This window comes from Phytoactinopolyspora alkaliphila (assembly GCF_010550695.1).
Lineage (GTDB): Bacteria > Actinomycetota > Actinomycetes > Jiangellales > Jiangellaceae > Phytoactinopolyspora > Phytoactinopolyspora alkaliphila.
The window spans coordinates 12,951-37,273 of the sequence record NZ_JAAGOB010000010.1 but is presented as its reverse complement, the minus strand read 5'-3'; the positions used below and the strand labels follow the sequence as shown (position 1 = coordinate 37,273).

Genomic DNA, 24,323 nt, shown 5'->3' with positions numbered 1-24,323 from the left:
CGGACACGCCGACACGGCTGATCACTTGTGGACGATCGTACATATCTTGTGTACGCTCGTCCACATTCCAACCGCCGGCACGCTGACCGAATCGGGAGGAACCGGTCGCATGAAAGATCTCTTCATCGACGGCCACTGGGTGGCGGCGGGAGACGCCGCATCCGGGCGCGTCGTACTCAATCCGTTCGACGGCTCGGAACTCGCCACCGTGTCAGAGGCAGGCCCCACCGACGTCGATGCCGCGGTGTCGGCCGCCAGGCGAGCCTTCGATGAAGGCCCCTGGCGCGCCACCACGGCCAGGGAACGCGGCGACCTCCTCCGCAAAGTCTCGGCGGCACTTCTTCGTGACCGCGAGGAACTCGCCCGCGTCGAGAGCCTGGACACGGGGAAGACCCTCGCCGAGAGCCGGATCGACATCGACGACGTCGCCAACGTCTTCCACTACTACGCGGCCCTGCCCGAGACCGATGCCGGACGTATCGTGGACACCGGAAGTCCCGACGTGATCAGCCGGATCGTGTACGAGCCGGTCGGGGTTTGCGCACTGATCGCGCCGTGGAACTACCCCTTGCTGCAGATGTCCTGGAAAGTGGCGCCAGCACTGGCCGCCGGGAACACCATCGTGCTTAAGCCCAGCGAGGTCACACCCCTGTCCACGATCCGCCTGGTTCGCCTGCTCGCCGAGGCAGGCATCCCCCCGGGCGTGGTGAACCTCGTGCTCGGAGGCGGACCGTCCGTGGGCTCGTCGATGGTGTCCCACCCGGACGTGGATCTGGTCTCCTTCACCGGCGGCCTGGCCACCGGCCGAGCGATCATGGAAGCGGCCGCCGCAGACGTCAAGCGGGTGGCCCTGGAGCTGGGCGGGAAGAACCCCAACGTCGTCTTCGCCGACGCCGACTTCGACACCGCGGTCGACTATGCACTCGCCGCTGCCTTCGTCCACTCCGGCCAGGTCTGCTCGGCCGGGTCGCGCCTGATCGTCGAGGCGTCGATCCACGACGCCTTCGTCGACGAGCTGGCACGCCGCGCCGACGCCATCAAGCTGGGCAACGGGCTGGACCCGGAGACCGAGTGCGGACCGCTCGTCTCCTCCGACCACCGGGACAAGGTGGAAGGGCACATCGAGCGGGCGATCGCCGAGGGTGCCCGCCTGGTGACCGGCGGACGCCGTCCTGACGACCCCGGCCTCACCTCCGGGTACTTCCTGCGCCCCACCGTCTTCGCGGACTGCTCGACCGAGATGGACATCGTGCAGAACGAGGTCTTCGGGCCGGTGGTGACGGTCGAGCGGTTCCAGAGCGAGCAGGAGGCCGTCCGTCTGGCCAACGACACGGACTACGGACTCGCCGGCGCCGTGTGGACGAGCGACGCCTCGGTCGCCCAGCGGGTAGCCGGCGCCCTCCGCCACGGCACCGTGTGGATCAACGACTACCACCCCTACGTCCCGCAAGCCGAGTGGGGCGGTTTCGGCAAGTCCGGCATCGGCCGCGAGCTCGGCCCGTCCGGCCTGAACGAGTATCGAGAGGCCAAGCACATCTACCACAACATCAGGCCCACGCCCATGCGCTGGTTCACCACGGGTCTCACCGATGATGCCGACGCCGGAGGTCCCCGATGAGCACGGAGCGGTACGACTACATCATCGTGGGCGGCGGATCGGCCGGGTGCGTGCTGGCGAACCGGCTCAGCTCCGATCCCTCGGTCAAGGTCCTGGTCCTCGAGGCAGGAAGACCCGACTGGATCTGGGACATCTTCATCCACATGCCGGCCGCGCTCACCATGGTGATCGGCAATCCCCTCTACGACTGGCGGTACGTCTCCGAGCCCGAGCCGTACATGGGCGGGCGCCGGGTCTCGCATGGCCGGGGCAAGGTCCTCGGCGGCTCGAGCTCCATCAACGGGATGATCTTCCAGCGCGGCAATCCGCTCGACCTGGAGCGCTGGGCCTCCGACCCGGGCATGGAGACCTGGGACTACGCGCACTGCCTGCCCTACTTCAAGCGGATGGAGAACTGCACCGCCGGGGGCGACGAGTGGCGCGGCCAGGGCGGACCGCTGTGGCTGGAACGGGGTCCGGGGACCAACCCGCTCTTCGGCGCCTTCCTCGACGCCGCCAAGGAGGCGGGGTATCCGCTGACCAGCGATGTCAACGGCTACCAGCAGGAGGGCTTCGCCCGGTTCGACCGCACCATCAAGAAGGGCCGGCGCTGGTCGGCCGCGCGGGCGTACCTGCATCCGGTGAAGCGTCGCCCCAATCTCACCGTCCGCTGCCTTGCACCGGTCAGCCGGGTCCTGTTCCGTGGCAATCAGGCCGTCGGGGTGCGCTACAGCCGCCCGGGCGGCCGGCAGCACGACGTCTACGGTGGCGAGGTCGTCCTCGCCGGCGGCGCGATCAACACACCACAGCTCCTTCAGCTGTCGGGCGTCGGGAACGCCGACGAGCTCACGCCGCTCGGCATCGACATGGTGCACCACCTGCCGGGCGTCGGAGAGAACCTGCAGGACCACCTCGAGGTGTACATCCAGCACGCCTGCACGCAGCCCATCTCGTTCAACCCGGCGCTGAAGCTGCGCAACCGCCCCAAGATCGGGTTGCAGTGGATTCTCAGCCGTTCCGGTCCGGCGGCGACGAACCACTTCGAGGCCGGCGGGTTCGTGCGCGGCAACGACACCGTCAAGTACCCGAATCTGATGTTCCACTTCCTGCCGATCGCCGTGCGCTACGACGGCACGCCGGTGAACGCCGAGCACGGCTACCAGGTGCACATCGGGCCCATGTACTCCGACGTCCGGGGCAGTGTGAAGATCACCTCGGCGAACCCCCGGCGCCATCCAGCGCTGCGGTTCAACTACCTGTCCACGGAGAACGACCGGCGGGAATGGGTCGAGGCCATCCGGGTGGCCAGGGAGATCCTCGCCCAGCCCGCGATGCGCCCGTTCGACGGCGGAGAACTCTCGCCGGGCCCGTCGGTCCAGTCCGACGATGAGATCCTGGACTGGGTAGCCCGCGACGCCGAGACCGCGTATCACCCGTCGTGCTCGGCACGCATGGGCGTGGACGAGATGTCCGTCGTGGACCCGACGTCGATGCGCGTACATGGCGTCGAGGCGCTCCGGGTGGTCGACGCCTCGGCGATGCCCTATCTCACCAACGGCAACATCTACGCACCCGTGATCATGCTCGCCGAGAAGGCCGCGGACCTCATTCTCGGCAACACTCCGCTGCCCGCTTCCACGACCGGCTTCTACCGGCACTCACAGGAGGGGTGAACCCGTGGCGGTCAACCAAGAACGAGAAGAAGGCCAGGCGGATTCGGCCGAGCCCGAGATCGCAGCACCGCGCAACCGCATCAACCGCGTCGTCTTCTTCGGCTCGTCGGCGCTGATCATCGCGTTCTCCGTGTGGGCGATGATCACTCCCGAGGGCGCGTCCGACACCATCGGCACCGTCGTCGGATGGATCTCCCACGGCTTCGGCTGGTACTACTTCCTCGCGGCGACCCTCTTCCTCGTGTTCGTGGTGTTCATCGCGGCGTCACGGTACGGGAAGATCAAACTCGGGCCGCAACACTCGACCCCGGACTACAGCCTGTTCGCCTGGGGAGCGATGCTCTTCGCCGCCGGTATCGGCATCGATCTGATGTTCTTCTCGGTAGCCGGGCCGGTCAGCCACTACCTCGCGCCGCCGGAAGGCGATCCTGAGACCATCGAGGCGGCCCGCCAGGGCATCGTGTGGACGCTGTTCCACTACGGAATCACCGGCTGGGCGATGTACGCGCTGATGGGCATGGCGCTCGGGTACTTCGCCTTCCGGCACCGCCTGCCCCTGTCGATCCGGTCCGCGCTCTTCCCCATCTTCGGCAAGCGGATCCACGGAGGGATCGGCGACGCGGTGGATCTGGCGGCTGTGCTCGGGACCATCTTCGGCATCGCCGTCTCCCTCGGCATCGGCGTCGTCCAGCTCAACTTCGGCCTGAACTTCATGTTCGACGTGCCGGTGGGTACGGCCGCGCAGATCGCTCTGATCGCCGTCGCCGTCGCCATGGCCACGGTCTCCGCGGTGGCCGGAATCGACAAGGGCATCCGGCGCCTGTCCGAGCTCAACATCGTGCTCGCGATCGCCCTGATGATCTACGTGGCCGTCCAGGAGGACCCGATCGAGCTGCTCAACGGGCTGGTACTGAACATCGGCGACTACGTGAGCCGGTTCCCAGGCATGACCCTGAACACGTTCGCCTACGACCCGCCGGTGGACTGGCTCAACGACTGGACGCTCTTCTTCTGGGCGTGGTGGATCGCGTGGGCGCCGTTCGTCGGGCTGTTCCTGGCGCGGATCTCCCGCGGGCGCACCATCCGCCAGTTCGTCGCCGCCACGCTCGTGGTGCCGTTCCTGTTCACGCTCTCCTTCCTGTCGATCTTCGGCAACTCCGCGCTGAGCATCGTGCGCGCCGGCAACGCCGAGTTCGGCGAGATCGCGGCGAACGCGCCCGAACAGGGCTTCTACACACTCCTCGACCAGTACCCCGGTGTCACGTTCAGCGCCGGGCTGGCCACGTTCGTCGGCCTCCTGTTCTACGTGACATCGGCGGACTCCGGCGCGCTGGTGATGGGCAACTTCACCTCCCGGCTGGCCTCGCCCACCACGGACGCCTCCCGCTGGGTGCGCATCTTCTGGGCGGCCGCCACCGGCCTGCTGACCCTTGCGATGCTGCTCGTCGGCGGTGTGGACGCCCTGACCAGCGCCACCATCATCATGGGGCTGCCGTTCTCGTTCGTGATGTTCCTCATCATGTGGGGGTTGTACCGGGCGCTGCGGATCGAGCGCTTCCGCGAGGACGCGATCCGGACCAGCATGCCGTCGTCCCTGTCGGAACGCACCACGGTGGAGCCGCGCGGCGTGCACCGCAGCTGGCGGCAACGCCTGGCGAGGGCTATGAGTTTCCCCGACCGGAAAGCAGCCGCCACGTTCGTCACGGATTCGGCTCGTCCCGCGTTTACCGAGGTGGCAGACGAGCTGCGATCCCAGGGGGCGAACGCGGTCGTGGAGGAGGACGTGGCCCCCGAACTCGGCCTCGCCTACCTCACCCTCACCGTCCGGATGGGCGACGAGGAGGAGTTCACCTACCGGATCTGGCCCAAGGAGAGCCCCACCCCGTCGTTCGCCCCGCGGCACCTCAGCACCACCGAGACCTACGTCCGGTACGAGGTGTACCTCATCGACGGTAGCCAGGGGTACGACGTGATGGGCTACAGCAAGGACCAGCTCATCGGCGACATCCTCGACCAGTACGAGCGGCACCTGGAATTCCTCCGCCTCCACGGCTCCCCCACCTCCCCGTGATCACCGGCGGTGAGCGGGTGCCATCACCCGGCGAATCGTCGATGATGATCATGGGAGGACCGTAGGGTAGCGTCGAGCCGTGCTGAGAATCGCCGCACTGGCCGGCGGCATCGGGGGGTCGCGGTTCCTCCGCGGCCTCCTGCATGCCGTACCCGACGCCGAGGTCACCGTGATCGGCAACACTGCCGACGACATCATCCTGCATGGCTTGCATGTGAGCCCCGACCTGGACACCGTCATGTACACCCTCGGCGGCGGCGCCCACGAGGAGCAGGGCTGGGGGCGGGCCGACGAGTCGTTCACGGTCGCGGAGGAGCTCGCAGCCTACGGTGCTCACCCGCAATGGTTCACGCTCGGCGACCGTGACATCGCCACCCACCTGGTACGCACGCAGATGCTCGGCGCCGGCTATCCGCTCTCCGCGGTGACCGAGGCCCTGTGCGACCGCTGGCTGCGCGGGACACCGGGTCCGGGTGTCCGCCTGCTGCCCATGACCGACGACCGGGTGGAGACCCACGTCGTGATCGCCGACAGCGGCGAGCCGCGGGCGATCCATTTCCAGGAGTGGTGGGTGCGGCTGCATGCCGCGGTTCCGGCCGAGCGGATCGTGCTCGCCGGGATCGAGTCGGCCGCCCCAGCTCCCGGCGTACTGGACGCCATCCACTCGGCCGACGTGATCGTGCTGCCGCCGTCCAATCCGGTGGTGAGCATCGGGCCGATCCTCTCCGTCGCCGGCGTACGCGACGCCGTGCGGGCGTCGGACGCGCCGGTGGTTGGCGTGTCCCCGGTCATCGGCGGCGCACCCGTGCGGGGCATGGCCGACGCCGTCCTGCGCACCATCGGCGTCGACGTCAGTGCCGCGGGCGTGGCCGGCCTCTTCGCCGACATCCTGGACGGCTGGCTCGTCGACACCGCCGACGCCGGCGCTGTCCAGGGCATCGAGAAGAACGGGATACTCTGCCGCGCGGTGCCGCTGCTGATGACCGATCTCGAGGCCACCGCCGCGATGGCCCGCGAAGCCTTGGATCTCGTCGGCCACTCGCCTTGATCATTGCCGAGTTGCACCCCCTATAGGGGTAGTAATCCGGCGACGATGAAGCCAACACAAGGAGATACGCATGAGCCCGCCCGCCCGGTTCGAGGTGTGGGGTATCCCCGGCCTGCCCGAGGTGCGCCCGGGCGACGACCTGGCCGGCCTTGTCGCTGCCGCGTTGCACGACGCCGCCACATCCGGCGATGACGCCGGCGCCGGGCTCGCGGACGGTGACATCCTCGTGGTCACGAGCAAGATCGTCAGCAAGGCCGAGGGCCGGATCAGGACCGGCGTGGACCGGGACGAGGCCATCGACGCCGAGGCCGTGCGCACCGTCTCGGAGTGGGCGACGCCCCGGGGACGGACCAGGGTGGTGGAGACACGGCACGGTTTCGTGATGGCCGCGGCCGGTGTCGACGCGTCGAACGTCACCCCAGGCACCATCGTGCTACTGCCGGAGGACCCGGACACGTCGGCGCGCCGGCTTCGCGACGGCATCCGGAACCGCCTGGGCGTGCGGGTCGGAGTGATCGTCACGGATACAGCGGGCAGGGTGTGGCGCAACGGCGTCGTCGACCTCGCGATCGGCGCGGCCGGCGTCGTCACCCTCGACGACCTGCGCGGACGCGCGGACCCGTACGGAAACGACCTGGGCGTCACGATGGTGGCCGTGGCCGACGAGATCGCTGGGGCCACGGAACTGGTGCGCACCAAGCTCTCGGGGGTGCCCGTAGCGGTGGTGCGGGGCCTGTCCCACCTTGTCCTTCCTCTCACCGGTGCGGCCGGTGCGCAGGCTGGCACCGGCGGTGGCGGCATCCCCGATCCCGGCGCCTCCGTCCTGGTCCGGCCGTCGGCGGAGGACCGGTTCCGGCTCGGCACTCCGGAGTCCATGCGCGAGGCCGTGGCCAACCGCCGCACGGTGCGCTCCTTCACGGCGGATCCAGTCGATCCGGCGATGATCAGGCGGGCGATCGGCGCCGCATTGACCGCTCCCAGTCCCGGCGCCGCCGATCAACCGCCCGTCCGGTTCGTGATCCTGGAATCGGACAGCGCACGCACGTCGCTGGCCGCCGCGCTGGCCGGGCGGCAACCCGCCGGCGCTACCGAACCTGCGTTGCCAGCCGCCGCCTGCGTGGTGATTCCGTGCCTGGCGAACGACGACGCCGCCGCCCGCGACCGGATGGGATCGAACGCCGTTTTCCAGGCCGACGCCGACCCGGCCATGATCCTGGCTGCCGGCGCTGCCGTGGAGAACATGCTGATCGCGCTGGCTGCTGATGGGCTCGGAGCCGTGTGGATCTTCCCGGATCCGGCGTTGACGGACGCCGCGTCCGCCACGCTGGACCTGCCGCCCGGCTGGATGCCGGTAGGCGCCGTCGCCGTGGGCAGGCCCGCTGCCCCGGGCGCCGCTCACCCGGCGCTGCCGGTGGACGAGTTCACCATCGAACGCTAGCGCCTACCGGGGGAGGGAGATGTCCCGGCCACCAAACCCGACACGTAGCCTCGGTGTCATGGTTTCGACCCCCCATGAACTGCTGCGCGGCGAACTCGCCCGGGACGGCAGCCGGCCCCTGGTCACGTTCTACGACGACGCCACCGGTGAGCGGGTTGAGCTCTCGGTCACCACGTTCGACAACTGGGTCGCCAAGACGTCGGGGTTGTTGCGCGACGACCTGTCCGCCGATGCCGGGGACCGCGTCGGCCTGCTGTTGCCGCCGCATTGGCAGTCGCTGGTGTGGGCGGGCGCGTGCTGGGCGCTCGGGGCGAGCGTCGTGGACTCCACCGACGATGCCGCTGTCCTGGTGACCGGACCCGACACCTTGCAGGAGGCAGCCGTGGCCGGCGTCGGTGAAGTGGTGGCCCTGTCCCTGCGTCCTCTCGGCGGCCGCTTCACCGAACCGTTGCCGATCGGCGTGCTCGACTACGCCGTCGAGGTGCCCGCCCATCCGGACGTCTTCAGCCCGTACGCCCCACCGCCCGCCCACACGCCGGCCTACGAGATGGCAGGTCAGGAGCTGGATCTCGGCGAACTGGTGGCTCGTGCCCGGGCGCGAGCCGAAGAACTCGGGGTGGGCGATCGGCCGCGCCTTCTGGTAACCGCCGACGAGCTTCCGGACGCCCTGCTGGACGCGCTCCTGGTGCCGCTGGTCACCGGCGGTTCGGCGGTGCTGGTGCGCAACGAACGACGCAGCGGGCGGGATGAGCGCCTGGCGGCGGAGCGAGTCACCGCGGTGGCATGACGCGACCACGGGACACTCATGGCATTATCGTCTCCCGTGTCCTCCACCGACGCCCGCACCGTAGATGTGCTCGACGTATCCGACCTGCGTTTCGCCGGCGGCACGTCGCACAGCATCGCCGAGGAGGTCAAAGCCCAGCACGCGGCCGGATACTCCACCGGCCTGGTCCACGTGAACGGGCCGCTGGTGGCCAAGGTCTGCCCGATCAATCCGCAGATCACGAACGAGGTCGAGCTGGGCCACGCCGAGCTCCTGGTACGGCGCGACCCGATCCGGGCCGGCGTGGTGGTCATCCGGCATCCGGCTGTTCTCCAGGACGCCGCGCGTCAGCTGCCGGAGATCGAGGCCGACCATGTCGTCATCGTCGCCAACGCCGCACCGCATGACATCGACGGTCATGAGCACTACCAGCCAGAACTGGTGAGTGAGGTTGCCCGGCGGCAGTTCGGGCCGGAACCGCTGTGGGCGCCCATCGGGCCTCAGGTGCGCGCGGCCATCGGCTCCCGGGTCCCTCAGGGCTCGCTGCTGGACTCGGACTGGGTGAACGTCATCGACGTCGACGCCTGGGCCGTGGAGCGTGACGGCTGGCACGACGACCGCCCCGTCGTCGGGCGGCACAGCCGGTCATCTCCGCAGAAGTGGCCGAGCGACGCCGAGACGTTGCGCGCCGTCTATCCGGTCGACGGCTCCTGGATCGTCCGGATCCTGGGTGGTGCCGAGCCGGCCGAGGCGCTGCTCGGAGAGCTACCGCCCACCTGGGAGGTGCACGATTTCGGTGCGATGTCGCCGCACGAGTTCCTGTCCGGCCTGGACTTCTTCGTCTACTACCACGACCCGAAATGGGTCGAGGCCTTCGGGCGGACCATCCTCGAGGCGGTGGCGAGCGGTATTCCGGCGGTGATCCCCCCTCATTTCGAGTCGCTCTTCGGTCCCGCAGCCGTCTATGCCGAGCCGCGTGATGTTCGGCGTGTGGTCGATGACCTCTTTGCCGACCGCGCCGCATACGACGCGCACGTGGCACAGGCCAAGCAACAGGTCCGTTCCCGGTTCGGCTATGAAGCGCACATCACCCGGCTGACCCAACTGATCGGAGCACCGGCGGCGGGCGCCGAGGCTTCGCCACCGGCCGTCGAGGCGTCTTCTCCGTATACCGGCACGCCAGTCACAGCCGTCGAGGCAAGCACCGGTGCAGACACGGAGGGCTCCGGCGGGCAGGCGTCCTCCGTATTCGCCGACGTGCCCGGTGTCCCCCCGGACACCGCCGCGCCCCGGGCGTTGTTCATCTCCAGCAACGGCTCGGGCATGGGCCACCTCACCCGGCTGCTCTCCTACGCCTCCCGCGCCGACACCGAGCTCGAGCCGTACTTCCTCTCCCTGTCCCAGGCGGCGGCCGTCGTCGAGACCTTCGGCTATCAGTACGAGTACCTGCCGTCGATGACCGCGACGGGTCTCGCTCCCGGGCGGTGGCACGCGTACTTCGCCGCGACGGTCTCACAGGCGATTGAACGGATCCGGCCCTCCGTGGTCGTCTTCGACGGCACCTGGCCGTATGAAGGCATCCCGGCCGTTCGCCAGGCGTTCCCGGACGTGCGCTGGGTGTGGTCCAGGCGCGGAATGTGGAAAGCCGGTCAGGGTGCGGACCGGCTGGTGAAGTCCGAGTGGTTCGACCTGGTCATGGAGCCCGGCGATTTCGCTGCCTCCGAGGACCGGGGCGCCACGGCCAAGGCGGAGGCGGCACGGCTCGGGCCGGTGACCCTGCTCGACCTCGACCAGCTCGACGATCGCGCCACTGCGCGGGCAGAACTCGGGCTCGACCCGGACGCGCCGATGGCGCTGGTGTCGCTCGGCGCCGGGAACATCAACGACACGAGCGGAGACGTCGGCGCCTCCATCGCGGCGCTGTGGAGTCTCGGTGTGCAGGTGTGCGTCACTCGTCCGGAGATCGCCGCCGGCGGCGGCGGGCACCGCGACGTCCACGTGGTCCGCCGGTTCCCGCTCTCCAGGCACTATCGGGCCTTCGACCTGGCTATCAGCGCCTGTGGGTACAACTCGTTCCACGAACTTCTCCGCTTCCGGGTGCCGACGCTGTTCGTCCCGAACCGGGCGACGGCTCTGGACGATCAGGAGGCCCGCGCCCGGTTCGCCGCAGAGCAGGGCCTGGGCCACCAGCTGCCTGCGGTGACCGTCGACGCCGCCAAGCCGCTGCTCGCGGACCTGCTCAGCCACGGTTCGGACATGCTGGCCAGGCTGCGCGAGCTCGATCCCGGCAACGGCGCAGCCGAGGGCGCGGCGCGCGTCGTCCGGCTGGCCGGCTAGCGCCTACGGAACGCCGCGCTCGCCGCCAACCCCACGCGCAGGATTGCCGACGACCGCTATCGTGGTCCCGTGGCGACCAACCCCCATGTGCGCAAGGCCGGCCGATATGTCCGGCGGCTACCGGGCTACCGCTATGCCCGCCGGGCCATCCTGCCCCGAATTCGGCAGAGCCCGAGTGCGCGATCGCTGGTGAAGCGGGTCTTCGACGTCGATGGATCACAGGTCGCACCGCTCGACGTCGCGCCCGGAAATCTCATCGGCGGCGTCGGCACCGAACGGCTCCCCGTGGCCGTCATTCTCCTGCTGGGCGTCCCCGCGGACCGGATCGAGCCGATTGTCGACGACGTCGCCCAGCTACAGTTGCTCACCGCAGCGTTCCGGCCGGTGATCGTCCTGGACACTCCGCAGTTCGCCGCGGTGCGCCGGTATGGCTACCCGGCCGAGCTGATCACCGCCGAGCACGCGTGGGCCGACGAGCACCAGCCATGGGACGAGTACGCGCGCCTCCGGCTCGGCAAGATCATCGCCACCTACCGGAGTTCGGCCACCATCACGGTGGGCGGCGAGGGCCTGGGTCACACGGACCGGCTTCTGCTCTCCAGCTGCGCATACGCCTGAGCCTGCCAGTTCGTGTGTATAGGCGTCGATGCCCGCTGAGCATCACCTGATGCGTCGCGCCATCCTCGGATCGACCACATCACCGGTATCGGGATGGAAGATCGCCGCGAGCGTCTCGACGCCGTCGATCAGTCGTGGACCGGGACGGGCGAAGGAGGCGTTGGCGTCGACCGCCCACACCGGCGGTCCGTCCGGGAGGACGCCGGACGCCACCATCTCGCGCGCCAGGCCGGCCGACGGGTCGAGCCCGAATCCGCACGGCGCCGACACGACCACCTCGGGTGCGCTGTCGGCGATCTCCGCCCAGCTGGCCCGGAAGGATCGCTCCCCGGAGCGGCCCAGCACCGAGATGCCGCCCGCGGCCGCCACCATCTCCGGTACCCAGTGCCCGGGCGCGAAAGGTGGGTCGGTCCACTCCAGTACCAGTGCCCGGACCGGAGCTCGGCCGACGACGCGTTCACGCGCAGCGGCGAGGCGTCGTCGCAATCCAGCGACCACGCGCTCGGCCTCCCCATCTCTGCCAACGGCGGCGCCCACCGTGACGACGGACTCCAGGACCTCGTCCAGCGTGCGCGGGTCAGTCGTGAGGACGTCCGCCGCACAGGCGAGGTAGTCCAGGGCGTTGTGGACGGTGGAGACGTCGACGGCACAGACCGCGCACAGGTCCTGGGTGACGACCAGGTCGGCGTCGAGGCCGGCGAGCGCACCCTGGTCGAGGTGATAGAGGTCCTCTCCGGCGGACATCCGCTCGTTCACGGCCCGGTCGATCGCCGCCGGATCGTCAAGCCCTTCCGGTAGCGCGCTGGTGGACACGATCCGCCTCGTGCGCGCCTCCGGCGGATAGTCACATTCGAAGGTGACGCCCACAACGTCGTCTCCCGCGCCGAGCGCGAACAGAATCTCGGTGGCCGATGGCAGGAGCGAGATGATCCGCACACGTTCCACCGTAACCCGGTAAGGAGACCAGAACAGCGCGTGGGGATCAGCGCAGAACCTCGAAGTACCCGTCGTGCTGTTCGGAGATGAGGCGGGTTTCGACCAGTTCCGGACGCGCGGCGCGCGGGCCGAAGATCGCCTGCAAGCTCAGCGCGGACACCTGATCCAGCCCACCAGTCGCTTCGGCCACCACCAGGTCCGTTCGGTCGCCGCTGCGCACCCAGCCACTGAGCCCGAGCTGCCGCGCTTGCCCGGCGAACCACTGCCGGTATCTCACATCGTGTACCCGGCCGCTGATCAGCACGGCCACCGACACCGTCTCCGGCCGCATCGCTGTGGCCAGACCGTACCGCTGGGCGTAGAACTCCACGAGCGCGTGTGAGACGTTCCGGGACGGTCCCACGGCCGGGAAGTGATGCGACGTGGTGGCCGGCAGCGAGTTCAACTCACAGATCGCGGCGCTCTGCTCATCGAGGGGGCGGCGGTGATCCGAGACGAGGATGTCCGCACCGGCGTGGTCGAGCCCGGGCACCGCGGCCACGGCCCGCACGGCCAGGTCCAACAGCGACGGATGGGTCTCGTCCAGGACCTCGACGCTGTCGCCGCCGCGCGAGATGTTCCCCGCCGTGGTGAGGACGACGCGCTCGCCCTTCTCCGGAATCGAGTCCGGCGTCTTGCCGTCCCCGCGGAGGAGATCCAGCGCGAGGGCATCGAGCCCGAGGAGCCGGGTGCGCAGGTGCGGATTGCGCAGCCTGGTGTCGTTCTTCGCCAATACCAATTCAGCCACGCTGGACCGGCCGTCTCCGACCACCGCGCCAGCGGCGCGCTGGATCACCGACACGACTCGGTCACCCACGACCAGGAAGCGGTAGTCAGCTCCCTCGACGTGTTTCTCGACGACGATCCGGCGGTGCCCGTTCCGGGCCAGCTCGGCGAACGCCCGTTCCAGGGAGGCCTCGTCGCGAACGCCGGACGTGACCCCGACCCCGCCCTTGCCGTCGGCCGGCTTGACGACCACCGGCCATCCCAACGACGCGGCGAACTCACGCGCCTGTAACCACTCCGTGCCGGAGAAGACCTGCCCTGCGGGGACACTCACGCCGGCACGCGCCAGTAGCGTCCGGGTTACCTGCTTGTCGCCGCACACCTTGGCGGTGAATCGGCTGGTCGATGGCCCGGTGGTGCAGTGGAAGCCGATAGAGCGCCCAGCCTGATCCTCGGCGTGGAAGTTGACGCTTCGGAACCGCACCGTGTTCAGCCCGAGACGGCGAGCCTCGCGTTCCAGCAGGTAGCTGTCGAGCGAGTTCTTCCCGAACGTCTCCGTTCCGGGAAGATCAAACTCGTTATGTGCTACCGCTGTCCCCCACGGGTCAGGCCAAGAATCGAGCCGCGCCCACGCGCAGCGGCCCATCCGCGCCACGATCCGGGGAAGGCTGGGCACGGACGTCCTCGCCTGCTCGCCGGGCGCGGGTGACCATCCGCGGTCGATCTCGTCGGCGGCGTCGCGCGCCAGGGAGACCGTACGGCGGCCGGGACCGTGGAGTTCCAACCCCGGGCCGGATCGGGACTCACCGGCCGGGGCGCCCACGAGGCCGTGGTCGGCACGTGAGACCAGATCGAGGAGGCACGCCTCCACAGCCTCACGCACGCTCGCCAGCGCTGCTTCCTGGGACCGCGTCGTCGCTGTGACGTTCATGTCGAAACGGCTCAACAGGTGCCCGACCTGGCCCTGCGATGCTTCGCCCTCGCTGTCCACACCGGTGCCGCACAGCGCCTCTGCCGCCTCGGCGAGACCGTTCGCGATACTCGGGTGGTTCCACGGCGAAGCCACGCCCGGTGGAAGCGTGTGAGCACTACCGGCCACGTACTCCTCACCCTTGTGAGTGGCCCGCAGGTAGACCACGACGCTCAGCCAGTCCGGCCGGCTGGACCGCGGCCCCGGGTCGTCCCGATCCCCCACCTCGGTCAGCAGAACCTCGGCGAGCCGCATCAAGTGTTCCTCTCAGGCGTCCAGCAGAAGGGCAAACCTGCCCGCAAGAGTAGTGCCTGCACTTTGTCCAGGTCACCCGAATGGCGCCGGTAGGCAGAAGGGACGAGCACCTTCTTTCTTTCCGCCCGTCGTGTCCAGTATTGTCCCTCGATACGACGATGTGGGGGTGGGGCAATGATGGACGTCGACATGGCTCTGGCGTATATGCGCGAGCACGGCATTCGAGGTCGCACCAACAATGCCCTAATCGTTTCCCATGCGCTGGCGCGCCACATCGACGTTGCCCCTGACCGCCGCGGACGGGTCCGGCTGCGAAAGGGAAAGGAGGCATGGCTTTTCCACAACGGGTGGTCGAACTTGAATACGCGCTTGGCGGTCCGGTGCAGTAGACAAAAGGAGATTACCAGCCGGCTGCTCCGTGCCCGGGGCGTCCCCGCGCCGGAGAACACCTACTTCCATGGTGACGATCTCGATCGGGCCTGGGCATGGGCTGAACCTGTTCTTCCGGTGGTGGTCAAGCCCCACAATGGCAGCCAGGGCGACGCGGTGTACGTCAACATCACGGAGCGAGCCGCATTCGATCGCGCGTTCGTCGCTGTAGCGCAGAGGTTCGGCGGCGTTCTTATCGAAGTGTTCTGCCGAGGCGTGGAGCATCGGGTGACGACGGTAGACGGTGAGATCGTCGCCGTCACGAAGCGGGTGCCGGCGCATGTCGTGGGCGACGGTCACGCCACGGTGGAGACACTGGTCGATCGGAAGAACGAGCTACGCAAGTCCAGTCGTAACCGTATTCACAAGATGCTGACCTTAGACGACACGTCCGTGGCACACCTGGCCGAGAGTGGGCTGAGCCCCACGTCGGTGCCGGAGGCAGGCCAGCAGGTCTTCCTGCGCGGCACGTCGAACATCTCCAGCGGGGGCGACGCCATGGACGCGACCGACGAACTCCAGCCGGACGAGGCCGAAGTGGTGCGGCTGGCCACCCGTGCGCTGCCGGGCGTGCGGCTGGCGGGATTCGACGTCCTGTTGCCCCGTGACGACGGCCACGACGGCGTGTGCATCCTCGAGACCAACCTCGCACCGATGATCTCCATGCACCACTTCCCCTGGCACGGCAAGCCTCGTGAGCCGGCAGCCCGCATCCTCGACGCCATGTTCCCCCTGACCGTGTAGCTCGGCACCTTACCGCTGGTGTCCTGCACCGACATCCGCGTCCATCCCGCGGGTGCGCATCCTTCTGGTGCCCACTGGTGAGCGCTTCTCGGTGCGGCCATGACGACCAGCCCTCCGGATGATCCGCAGAGTTCATCGAGTACCTTGGGTCGACTGGGAACAGGTTGCCTCTCGCGGTGCCAGGCGGAGCGCGATGACGGCCTCGCGATTCAGGGGTTGCCCTCTGCCCGGTACGTCAGACACTGGTTGACCGACGAAGGAGCCCCAGCTTGACGAGCGTCGTGACGGAGCTGCGCATCTCCCGTATCCAAGCTCATCGGTACCGAATGCCGCTCAAGCGTGCCTACGGGACTGCTCGTGGGGTCACGAAGGCCTCCACCAACATCGTCGTCGCCATCTCTGCTGAGCATGGTGGGCAACGTTTCACCGGCTACGGCGAGTGCCAGCCGCGGCATGTACTGACGGGGGACGGCGACCGCCGGGGCAACTCGGCATGGTCGTTCCTCGTGCCTGCACTTCAGCGTCTGCACCGCAGGAGCATTCCTGCCAAGGACCGCCATGTCGCTCTCGCCGCCATCCGCGGCCTCATGGCCGAGCTGGATGTCCTCGCAGCCGAACACGCGGACGACACGAATCGCGATCGGCCGTTCCGCGGGACCATGCTGGGCATTGAGGTCGCACTCCTTGACGTGGTCGCCAGGTCATTGAATCTCCAGATCGCCGAGCTGCTCGGAAAACGTCGCGACGAGATCGGCGTCAGCATCTCGACCATTTCGTCTAGCACGTCCCTGGATGACGTCGCCGGTAAGGTGATCAAACAGAGCCGGTTCCCGATGACCCGAGTGAAAGGCATCGGGGATCTGGAGCACGATTGGTCGCTACTCGAGACGGTCACTGACGCGAATCGCTCGGCGAAGCGTGACAAACCGATCTGGATGGATATCAACGAGGCGCTCGATGTCTCCCAGGCAATGGCCTTCATCGACGGAATGGTCGACCGGATGGCGGCCGGCCGGCTGCCGGCATCGCTTGTGCTCGAGGGGATCCTGCCGAAATCACAGGTGACCGACCTTCCTCTCCTTCAGCGCCACGCCGACGCCGCGTCCCGCGAGGCGAGCGGTGAACAGCCGCTCGACCTCCGGATCATGCCGGACGAGGGCATGTGGGACGTCACGGATCTGGAACGTGTCAACGCCGCCGGCGGCTGCCGAGCTTTGAATATCAAGGCACCCAAGGCCGGGGGCCTCCTCGCGAGCCTCGATCTCGCCGAAGCGGCCGTCGCCGCGGATCCCGACATCCATGTCTGCATCGGCGGAATGGTCGGCACGAGCGACGCTACCGCGTGGGCCCTGCACAATCTCGCCAGGGCTCTCCCGCGGATCGATTACCTCACGGCAGTGCCTCCGACCAATGTCGAGCAGCGCATCACCGAACCGAAGGCACGGTACGTCGCCAGAGATAGCAACATCATCGCCGCCCAGGTACGTCCCGGCCTGGGTACGGACCTCGTGCTGGAGAACGTCAAACCCTATGTCGAAGCGAGCTTCGACACGGCAGGCACCAATGCGGAAACCTCCGCGACGAGCACAATCACACCGCGTCGCGCCTCGTCCGAGTACAGCATGATCTCCCAGCAAGCCGAATCCGCAGACGACGACGCTTCCCTGACGCTGGTCCTCGCAGGTGACACGAGCCTCGGAGACGTCCACATCAACGCCAAGGGCGGCGCACTACTGGACCGCCTCAATGGCGATCCCTTCTCCTTCTTTGAGCTGCTTCAACCACTCATCTCTGACACCGACGCGTTCATCCTCAATCTGGAAACGGTGCTAGCGGACTCGCCGATCAGTCCATTCGAGGGAAAGAAGCGTTTCCTTGGCTGGGATTCGCCGGACCGCGCGGTCCGGGTATTGAAGGGTCTCGGCGTCAACGCGGTGGGCTTGGCGAACAACCACACCATGGATTTCGGCGCCGACAATCTTGCGCGCACCATCGGGCACCTCAAGGACGGTGGAATCGACGCCTTCGGCGCAGGGGCCTCACTTGCCGAGGCCGCGGAACCATTGACCTTTGCGTTCACCCTCGGTGGAACAGAACGTCGCGTTCACCTGATCGCCGCGTGCGAGGTCCAACGGAAGCTCCGCGACGAGTACCAGTTCTACGCAGGCGAATCACGGCCTGGTGTGAATCCGATGTCCGTGGATGATGTCGCGGGAGCCGTCCACGAGCTGCGATCGTCGGATCCCTCCTCCTTGATCATCGTGTACCCGCACTGGGGCGGCAACTACCACTGGGTGAAGGAATCCGCGCAGCGCGCAAACCAGCGGTTCGTACAGGCCGGAGCCAATCTCGTCGTCGGTCACGGCGCCCACATGCTGCAGCAGCTCACCTTTGCCAAGCATCACGCCAGCATCTACTCGCTTGGAAACTTCGTCTTCAACTGGTCAGGCCGTTTCGAGCAGTACGACGTTCCTCCGTACGGTCTTGTGGCGCGAGTGAACCTGGCATGGAAAAACGGCACCTGGGACGTCGGCCTGCGCCTTTACCCGATCGCGAGTGACAACAAGAAGACCGGCTTCCGTGTCCAGCCATTGTCGGAGGGCGAGTTCACGTCGATGTGGGACGCTCTGCTCGCGATGGATCTCGATGGGTCCTTCGCCGAACAGGCACGTCCCGCTCGCGACGCGCGCGGATTCCATATCGCATTCGACTATTCCGCTGCCCTCGGCCACGCGCCCGGCGCCGCGGTCACGGAGACCGGAGCATCAGGGACGGCTACGGACGCCAGCCGGTCCGACGTCGCGTCCATGGTGGAGATGCTCCCCAACGACATCGACGTCTTCTCCCGAGGAAGCACCACCGCGCTGCTCGCCCACGCGGTTGCGGCCAAGGATCTGCCTTTCCAGATCATGCGTGTGCCTGGGCCGGCGAGTTCCCCGGATACGACCCGCACGGTGATGCGATTCACGGTGAAGGATCGCACGTACTTCGTCCGTTCGGGCACCGTTGCGACCACACGTGCGGATGGACTGCCGGGAACGGGAATCGACGGCCGGGCGGTGCGGATCTGCAAACGCAAGGACGTCACGGCGGCCATCCTGCGCCGGCACGGGTTCAGCGTGCCACGGGGGATGGCGTTCGCGTCGAGGGACATCGCCGGGGCGAAGCTCTACTTCGACGCAGTCATCCACGATTCCCCTCAGGGTCTGTGCGTCAAGCCGGCGAACGGAAACAAGGGCAAGAACATCTACCTCAACATCCAGCGCCGCAATGAGCTCACAGCCGCGTTCGCCGCGATCGCAGCGAACGGCTACGAGACGGTTCTCGTCGAGGAGTGTGTGACCGGAGAAGTCCTGCGGTTCCTCTACATCGGTAGCAAGGTCGTGGCCGCCAGGCGCGGTGTGCCTGCTCACGTGGTTGGAGACGGAACGTCCTCGGTGCGAGAGCTCGTCGCGGCCAAGAACGCCGACCTGCGCCGTCGCGGTGCTGATCGGCATTCTCGGCTCCGGCTGGGGCCTGATGAGCTCGAGTTCCTCCAACGCCACGGCCTGAGCGACCAGACCGCTCCGGCCCACGGCGATCGCGTGTTTCTCAGTTCCCTGTCCAACCGGCATGCGGCGGCAGAGATCGTCGACTGCACGGACGACGTCCATCCGTCTTACCTCACAGTGGTGGAGAAGGCCACCAGCCTCATTCCGGACATCGCCGTGTGCGGAGTCGATCTGATGATCGCGGATATCAGTGTCCCAGCAGCTGATGGGAACCACCACTTCATCGAGCTCAATACGACCCCGGGCCTACGGGGTCACCATCAGCCCAGCGTCGGCGTCTCCCGCGATGTCGCCGGGATGATCATCGAGCACGTCATCCACAACCTGCCCTAAGCGGGCGGGCGGCACCCGGGGCCTGACGGTTTGTCCGGTGTCCGGACACAGGCGCTGCCGTAGCCCGTTGTCAGGCCTTGCCGTGCTCGGCGGCGGTTGCTTCGGCGGGCTCGCCGGCGGATCCGCCGGCGGCTTGGTGCGCCTCGCCCAGCGGGCGCTGCCGAGCCTCGACGAGCATCGCGCGGTGACCGTCGAGCTTACCGTCGAGAAGAGCCTCGGCGAGCCAGGCGATGTCGTGCGGCGCACCTTGCAGGACGCCGTCGGCCACGCCCTCGATCCGGTCGGTCACTTTCGCCATACCTGTCAGGCCGAGGCTGCGGGCCGCGGCGGCGACGGCCTCGACCGCGCCGTCGAGGTCCGGGATGGCCTCCGCGTGGATCTCCACGCACACCTCGTCCCGCACGTCGCCGAGGCCGACACCTGTCTCCTCGGCATGCAGGTTGAGTATGACGTCACCCATCTGCTGGCTGAGCTGCTCAGACACTGCTGCCTGCGCCACCAGGCCTGGGCGCTCGGACAGTTCCACGATGGCGAGCCGTTGTTCCGCGGCGGGACGCTGATGATCGGCGACCACCATGTCCACGGCAGCGACGCTCAACCCGGGCAGCGCCCGGGTGGCGTCGATGGCCAGCTGCTGGAGCGTCGGGTGCACGTCGGCGGAAATATCCCGGGCCCCGCGCACGGCGGCGCTGCCAGGCTGGCCGAAACAATGCACCACAGAGCGCACCAGGCCGCGGACCACCAGGAACCGGAGGTACTCGCCGGGCACATGTTCCTCGATGAGGAACCGATAGCCGGGGGGAACCACCACCCGGCCGTCCTCCTCACCCGGCTCGCGCAACTCGGTCAGCGCGTAAGCGGCCCGGCTGAATGTCGCTCGCTCGGCGGGCGGGGTTCGCAGGTAGTCGATCGCGGCGTCGAGCTGGTCCTCGTCATGTACTCCCGCGAACGTCTCGATGGCGTTGTCACCCATCGCCGGCTTCACCACCACGGGGTAGCCGGTGCGCCGCGCGAAACTCTTGGCATCGTTGACGCCTCGGCCTACCGAGAAGGTGGCGCCCTTCGGCACCGGAATGCCCGCACGTTCGAGCAGTGCTCGCCGCATCCGTTTGTCCTGGGCGTAGGTCACGGCGCCGAGTGTGGAGGACTGGGGGATGCCGTGAATGAAGGTCAGCTCGCGATCTCCGTCAGGAGTGCTGGCCATCATCACCTGGCGAGGGAAAAGCAGGACGTTCATTCCCCGGCGCAGCGCCGCCTGATGGACCTCGAAGCCGTCCCGGACGTCCGGGGTGAGCCGGCCCAGCGGCGTTTCGGATGTGGACTCGACGGAATCAACCGACATGGGTCAGCTCCTGCGGCGCGCGGTCGACGATGGCGAAACCGGTGACGTCCGGTGGGGCGATGTGGACTGTGCTCACCGACGTCGGCAGCGCGTTCTTCGGGCCGAGCACACAGGCCGCCGCCAAGGCGCTCGTCGCCGCCGTGGGACCCACGAGCACAGCCTCGACGGTCCGGGCGTTGACATTGCGGACCCAGCCGGTCACCCCGAACCCTTCGGCGCGTTTGCGCATCCACCCCCGGTAGCCGACACCGGTCACCTTGCCCTTGATGGTCAGGCGCAGCGCCAGGTTCTCGGCACGCGTGTCACTGGCCACCAGCTTGTACCGGTCGACACACTCGTGGATGAAGGTCCGAGCCACCTCCCGCGGTGTCCCGTACAGGGGATATTCGCAATTGCCGATGGCAGCGTGGGCGTTGAGCTCACAGATGCCGGCCTGTTGCTCGCCGATGGGCTGCGTGTGGTCCTCGAGCAGGAAGTCGACGCCACAGAACGCGAGTCCAGGCACAGCCTTCACAGCCTGGACACACGCGTCCTTGATCGACGGATGCAGTTCATCCAGCACGTCGATCGAGTCCCCGCCCTGGGACAGGCTGCACGAGTTCGACAGCATCACCTGCTGGCCGGCAGCCGGCACCGAGTTCAGGGTCAGGCCCGCGCGCTCCAGCTGGTACCGAGCGGCGTCGTCGTACTTGATCGGACGGCCCCACAGGTGCGGGTTGAGCCGGCGGACCAGGTTCTTGCGGACCAGCAACTCCGCGACCGAATGCTGTCCGTCGCCCACCACGGAGGCAGGTTCCCGCAGGATCGCGGCGATCACCTCGTCGCCGATGACGACGATCCGGTAGTCCCGGCCGGTGACGTGCTTCTCGACGATGAAGTCCTGGCTGCCGAGCTTGCTGTCCTCCAGCTGCCGGAAAGCCAGATCCAGCTCCCGCTCGTCCTGGATGTTCGCCACCACGCCGATGCCGCGCACGCCCATGGCCGGCTTCACCACCACGGGGTAGCCGATGCGCTCGGCGAAGGCACGCGCCGCGCCGTAGTCGCCGTTGGTGAACGTCCGGCCCCGGGGGACCGGAACACCCGCCCGGCGCAGCCGCATCCGCGTCGCTTCCTTGTGCGTGCACAGAGCGAGCGACACCGCGCTCGACAGCGGGGAACGGCTCCACTTGAACACCAGCGGATCGTGGACGTTGTCGGTGGCGACAAAGGCACCCTTGGAGAACCGTATGGTCGACAGGCCGAGTGCCAGCGCTTCCCGTTCCAGGAGGTGCCCCTTTGTTCCGTTCGGCCCGAGCGGCTGCAGGAACGGCACCTCGCTGTACACGTTGGGGGTGCGGCCCGGCACCGCCTCCTGGGCGTTTCGGGGCGGAAACGTCTCGTACTCGGTGATGCGATCCACCATGGTCTCGTACGGCATCCCGGCCCCCAGACCAGGGCCTGTCGGGGCCGTGATGTACTCGGCGGCGTCGTCGCCGGTGAAGAGGTAATCGACCCGCGAGACGGCCATCGCCAGGTTGTGCAACGCCGCGCTCGCGACCTCGCCCGCGGCGTCAACCTGGCTCAGGTGGACACGGATGCCCGGCTGTGCGGTCACAGCAGCCTCCACGATGTCGGCAGCCGCCATCAGTCCGCCCACGGCAGCCGGCCGCACGTTCAGCGCGCCCACCCCGCCGCGGCCAAGCAGCCGATCCAGCCCTTGCCGGCTCGACACACTGGCTCCTGCCATGACCTGGATCTCGACCCCGGGCAGATTCGCGGAGGCCGCCGCAGCGTCGGCCTTCTTCTGCAGGCCAGCCAAGAGGTGGCGATTGCGGTTCCGGACCGGCTGCTCAACGATGATCCGCCGGGGCAGTCGCCGATCTCCCGCCGCGTCGGCCACCAGGCGGATGAACTCCGACGCCGCCGGTGGCGTCATGGATCCACGCAGGTCTACCCAGAGCGGGCGCTCGTCCACGCCGCCGTGCTCCGCAACGGCTTCTTCCAGCGTCGCCACATTGTTCTCAGCGCGCGCCGACATGGCGACCAGCGGTGATGACGTGGCTACCTTCTCCCCGTGAATGCCGAGGAGCTCCGCGACCGAGACCTCCAGGCCCCGAGCGGCAACGTCCAGAAGTGCGGTCTCAATGCCGAACAGGGTTCCACGGAACGGCATCACGTCATCGATTCGCCCGGAACGACCGGCCAGCTGCTTGGCCCACCCCCGTACGGTCGAGCGCAGCGAGGTCGGTCTGGACAGCTCCGCACCGGTGGCCGAGGCACGCGCGTGAAGCTCCTCGACGATCGAACGCACAGACGTAAGCGCCGCGTTCCGGTCCGCCAGGTCGATGGTCCGGTTCTCCAGTGTGCTGACACAGGCCAGCAGGAAGTCCCACGACGCACTGCCGCGATCGCCGGTCTCGCCCCCGCGTGGCTGCGCCTCGCCAAGCCCGATGAGCGCGGCGCCGTCGGCAGCGGTCGCCTCGAGCTTGACGAGGTAGTTGCCCCGGACAGGTTGCTTGGACTGACCGTTGCCGCCGTTGGGCGTCCGGTACGCGATCGCGTGAGCGCGGATCACCGTCAACGCTCGCCCGGTGTGGTCCATGCGGTGCCTCTCGTGGTTACTCGTCATGCGCCGCCGGCGCGCGCCGCCGGCGTCGCGTCATGGTGCGCCAGCGGCGATTGTAGATGGATCCCTCCGCACGAACACACTTGGACCACCCACCGGTTTCCGCGTGGTGACGATCAGATGCCGGGGGTTCACCCACGAAGGCGGTTCACGCAGGCGATAGCGAGCGCGTCGGCAGCATCCCACACCGGGACGCTCACGCCGCTGGCCGGGATCTCCAGGACCGCGGACACGTCCGTGCAGCCATAGACGATGCCCTCTGCACCGCGGGCGACCAGTTCCCGCATCGCGTTGGTGAGGATGTCGCGGGCACCGTCCAAGGCTCCTGCCTTCACGGCGCGGATGCCGGCCATCACGGGGTTGTCCGGCCCCAGCTCAGTGAGGTCGATCACGTTGCGGCCGCTGGGCGCCAAAACCTTGTCATAGATGCCGGCTCGCACCGTGCCGTCGGTGGCCATCAGGCCCAGGGTCTTGGCCTCGGGTGCTTCACGTTCCACCTGCGCCGCTACGGCATCCACGATGTGGACCACGGGGACGGTCGTCGCCGAGGCGAGATCGTCATACCAGTGGTGAGCGGTGTTGCAGGGGATGGCGATCAGGTCACAGCCGGCCTCGTCGAGAAAGGCGATGCCGCGGAACATAGCCGGAAGCGGGTTCTCGCCGCCGGCGAGGATCGCGTCGGAGCGGTCCGGCGTGGTGGGGTCGGAGTACACGATGGTCGCCAGATGATCCTGGTCTCGCTGGGCAGGGGTGTGCGCGGCGAGCTTGGCAAGGAAGTCCGCGGTGGCGGCAGGCCCCATCCCACCGAGGACCCCGAGCAGCGGCGACATCATGATGCGAACGTT

Annotated in this window: 15 protein-coding genes; 10 read left to right on the top strand and 5 right to left on the bottom strand. The window is 68.1% G+C overall.

The annotated features are described in order from the left end of the window. Positions 1-109: 109 nt before the first annotated feature. From G1H11_RS17860 to G1H11_RS17825, 8 genes are all read left to right on the top strand, one after another. Positions 110-1,618, top strand: coding sequence for an aldehyde dehydrogenase family protein (locus G1H11_RS17860; RefSeq protein ID WP_163819962.1), 1,509 nt, complete (start codon positions 110-112; stop codon positions 1,616-1,618). After that, positions 1,615-3,270, top strand: a complete 1,656-nt coding sequence (betA, locus tag G1H11_RS17855) for a choline dehydrogenase (protein ID WP_163819961.1) — start codon at positions 1,615-1,617, stop codon at positions 3,268-3,270. Before G1H11_RS17860 ends, betA begins: the two co-directional genes overlap by 4 nt. A 58-nt stretch (positions 3,271-3,328) precedes the next feature. Continuing rightward, entirely contained in the window at positions 3,329-5,341 is a 2,013-nt protein-coding gene (gene betT / locus G1H11_RS17850; protein ID WP_343074885.1) for a choline BCCT transporter BetT, read from the top strand. Between the two features lie 82 nt (positions 5,342-5,423). Next, positions 5,424-6,389 carry a 2-phospho-L-lactate transferase gene (gene cofD / locus G1H11_RS17845; protein ID WP_163820097.1) on the top strand — a complete coding sequence of 322 codons (966 nt, stop codon included), beginning with the start codon at positions 5,424-5,426 and terminating at the stop codon, positions 6,387-6,389. A 70-nt stretch (positions 6,390-6,459) separates the two neighbouring features. Beyond that, a complete protein-coding gene (locus G1H11_RS17840) occupies positions 6,460-7,827 on the top strand; it encodes a coenzyme F420-0:L-glutamate ligase (RefSeq protein ID WP_163819959.1) in 1,368 nt (455 codons plus the stop codon). Between the two features lie 58 nt (positions 7,828-7,885). Continuing rightward, entirely contained in the window at positions 7,886-8,614 is a 729-nt protein-coding gene (locus G1H11_RS17835; RefSeq protein ID WP_216843882.1) for a TIGR03089 family protein, read from the top strand. A gap of 36 nt (positions 8,615-8,650) precedes the next feature. Further along, positions 8,651-10,930 (top strand): glycosyltransferase family protein, encoded by a 2,280-nt coding sequence (locus tag G1H11_RS17830; RefSeq protein ID WP_163819957.1) that lies wholly within the window; start codon positions 8,651-8,653, stop codon positions 10,928-10,930. 69 nt (positions 10,931-10,999) lie between these two features. After that, positions 11,000-11,548: a hypothetical protein gene (locus tag G1H11_RS17825; RefSeq protein ID WP_163819956.1), complete on the top strand. Its 549-nt coding sequence runs from the start codon at positions 11,000-11,002 to the stop codon at positions 11,546-11,548. 42 nt (positions 11,549-11,590) lie between these two features. Here G1H11_RS17825 and G1H11_RS17820 read toward each other — a convergent pair whose 3' ends face one another. After that, positions 11,591-12,484, bottom strand: a complete 894-nt coding sequence (locus G1H11_RS17820) for an ABC transporter substrate-binding protein (protein WP_163819955.1) — start codon at positions 12,482-12,484, stop codon at positions 11,591-11,593. A gap of 46 nt (positions 12,485-12,530) precedes the next feature. Beyond that, complete coding sequence (locus G1H11_RS17815) at positions 12,531-14,474, bottom strand: acylphosphatase (protein WP_163819954.1); 1,944 nt, start codon at positions 14,472-14,474, stop codon at positions 12,531-12,533. 357 nt (positions 14,475-14,831) lie between these two features. Between G1H11_RS17815 and G1H11_RS17810 the strand changes: the two genes are divergently transcribed. After that, positions 14,832-15,647 (top strand): hypothetical protein, encoded by an 816-nt coding sequence (locus G1H11_RS17810; RefSeq protein WP_163819953.1) that lies wholly within the window; start codon positions 14,832-14,834, stop codon positions 15,645-15,647. Positions 15,648-15,916: 269 nt separating this feature from the next. Beyond that, a complete protein-coding gene (locus tag G1H11_RS17805) occupies positions 15,917-19,531 on the top strand; it encodes a CapA family protein (RefSeq protein WP_163819952.1) in 3,615 nt (1,204 codons plus the stop codon). 70 nt (positions 19,532-19,601) lie between these two features. Here the strand turns inward: G1H11_RS17805 and G1H11_RS17800 are convergent, their stop codons facing one another. The 3 genes from G1H11_RS17800 to cuyB all read right to left on the bottom strand — a co-directional run bounded on the left by G1H11_RS17800 (position 19,602) and on the right by cuyB (position 24,311). After that, positions 19,602-20,873: an ATP-binding protein gene (locus G1H11_RS17800; protein WP_163819951.1), complete on the bottom strand. Its 1,272-nt coding sequence runs from the start codon at positions 20,871-20,873 to the stop codon at positions 19,602-19,604. Continuing rightward, positions 20,863-23,454: an acylphosphatase gene (locus G1H11_RS17795; RefSeq protein ID WP_163819950.1), complete on the bottom strand. Its 2,592-nt coding sequence runs from the start codon at positions 23,452-23,454 to the stop codon at positions 20,863-20,865. The genes G1H11_RS17800 and G1H11_RS17795 overlap by 11 nt, the downstream gene beginning before the upstream one ends. Positions 23,455-23,609: 155 nt before the next feature. Next, on the bottom strand, positions 23,610-24,311 hold the full coding sequence (gene cuyB, locus G1H11_RS17790; RefSeq protein ID WP_163819949.1) for a cysteate racemase: 702 nt from the start codon (positions 24,309-24,311) through the stop codon (positions 23,610-23,612). Between the last annotated feature and the right edge of the window lie 12 nt (positions 24,312-24,323).

Excerpts from the sequence above, each read along its gene's own strand:
- G1H11_RS17860 (WP_163819962.1), top strand. The coding sequence starts at position 110 with ATGAAAGATCTCTTCATCGACGGCCACTGGGTGGCGGCGGGAGACGCC.
- betA (WP_163819961.1), top strand. The coding sequence starts at position 1,615 with ATGAGCACGGAGCGGTACGACTACATCATCGTGGGCGGCGGATCGGCC.
- G1H11_RS17840 (WP_163819959.1), top strand. The coding sequence starts at position 6,460 with ATGAGCCCGCCCGCCCGGTTCGAGGTGTGGGGTATCCCCGGCCTGCCC.
- G1H11_RS17835 (WP_216843882.1), top strand. The coding sequence starts at position 7,886 with ATGGTTTCGACCCCCCATGAACTGCTGCGCGGCGAACTCGCCCGGGAC.
- G1H11_RS17815 (WP_163819954.1), bottom strand. The coding sequence starts at position 14,474 with ATGCGGCTCGCCGAGGTTCTGCTGACCGAGGTGGGGGATCGGGACGAC.
- G1H11_RS17800 (WP_163819951.1), bottom strand. The coding sequence starts at position 20,873 with ATGTCGGTTGATTCCGTCGAGTCCACATCCGAAACGCCGCTGGGCCGG.
- G1H11_RS17795 (WP_163819950.1), bottom strand. The coding sequence starts at position 23,454 with ATGGACCACACCGGGCGAGCGTTGACGGTGATCCGCGCTCACGCGATC.
- cuyB (WP_163819949.1), bottom strand. The coding sequence starts at position 24,311 with ATGATGTCGCCGCTGCTCGGGGTCCTCGGTGGGATGGGGCCTGCCGCC.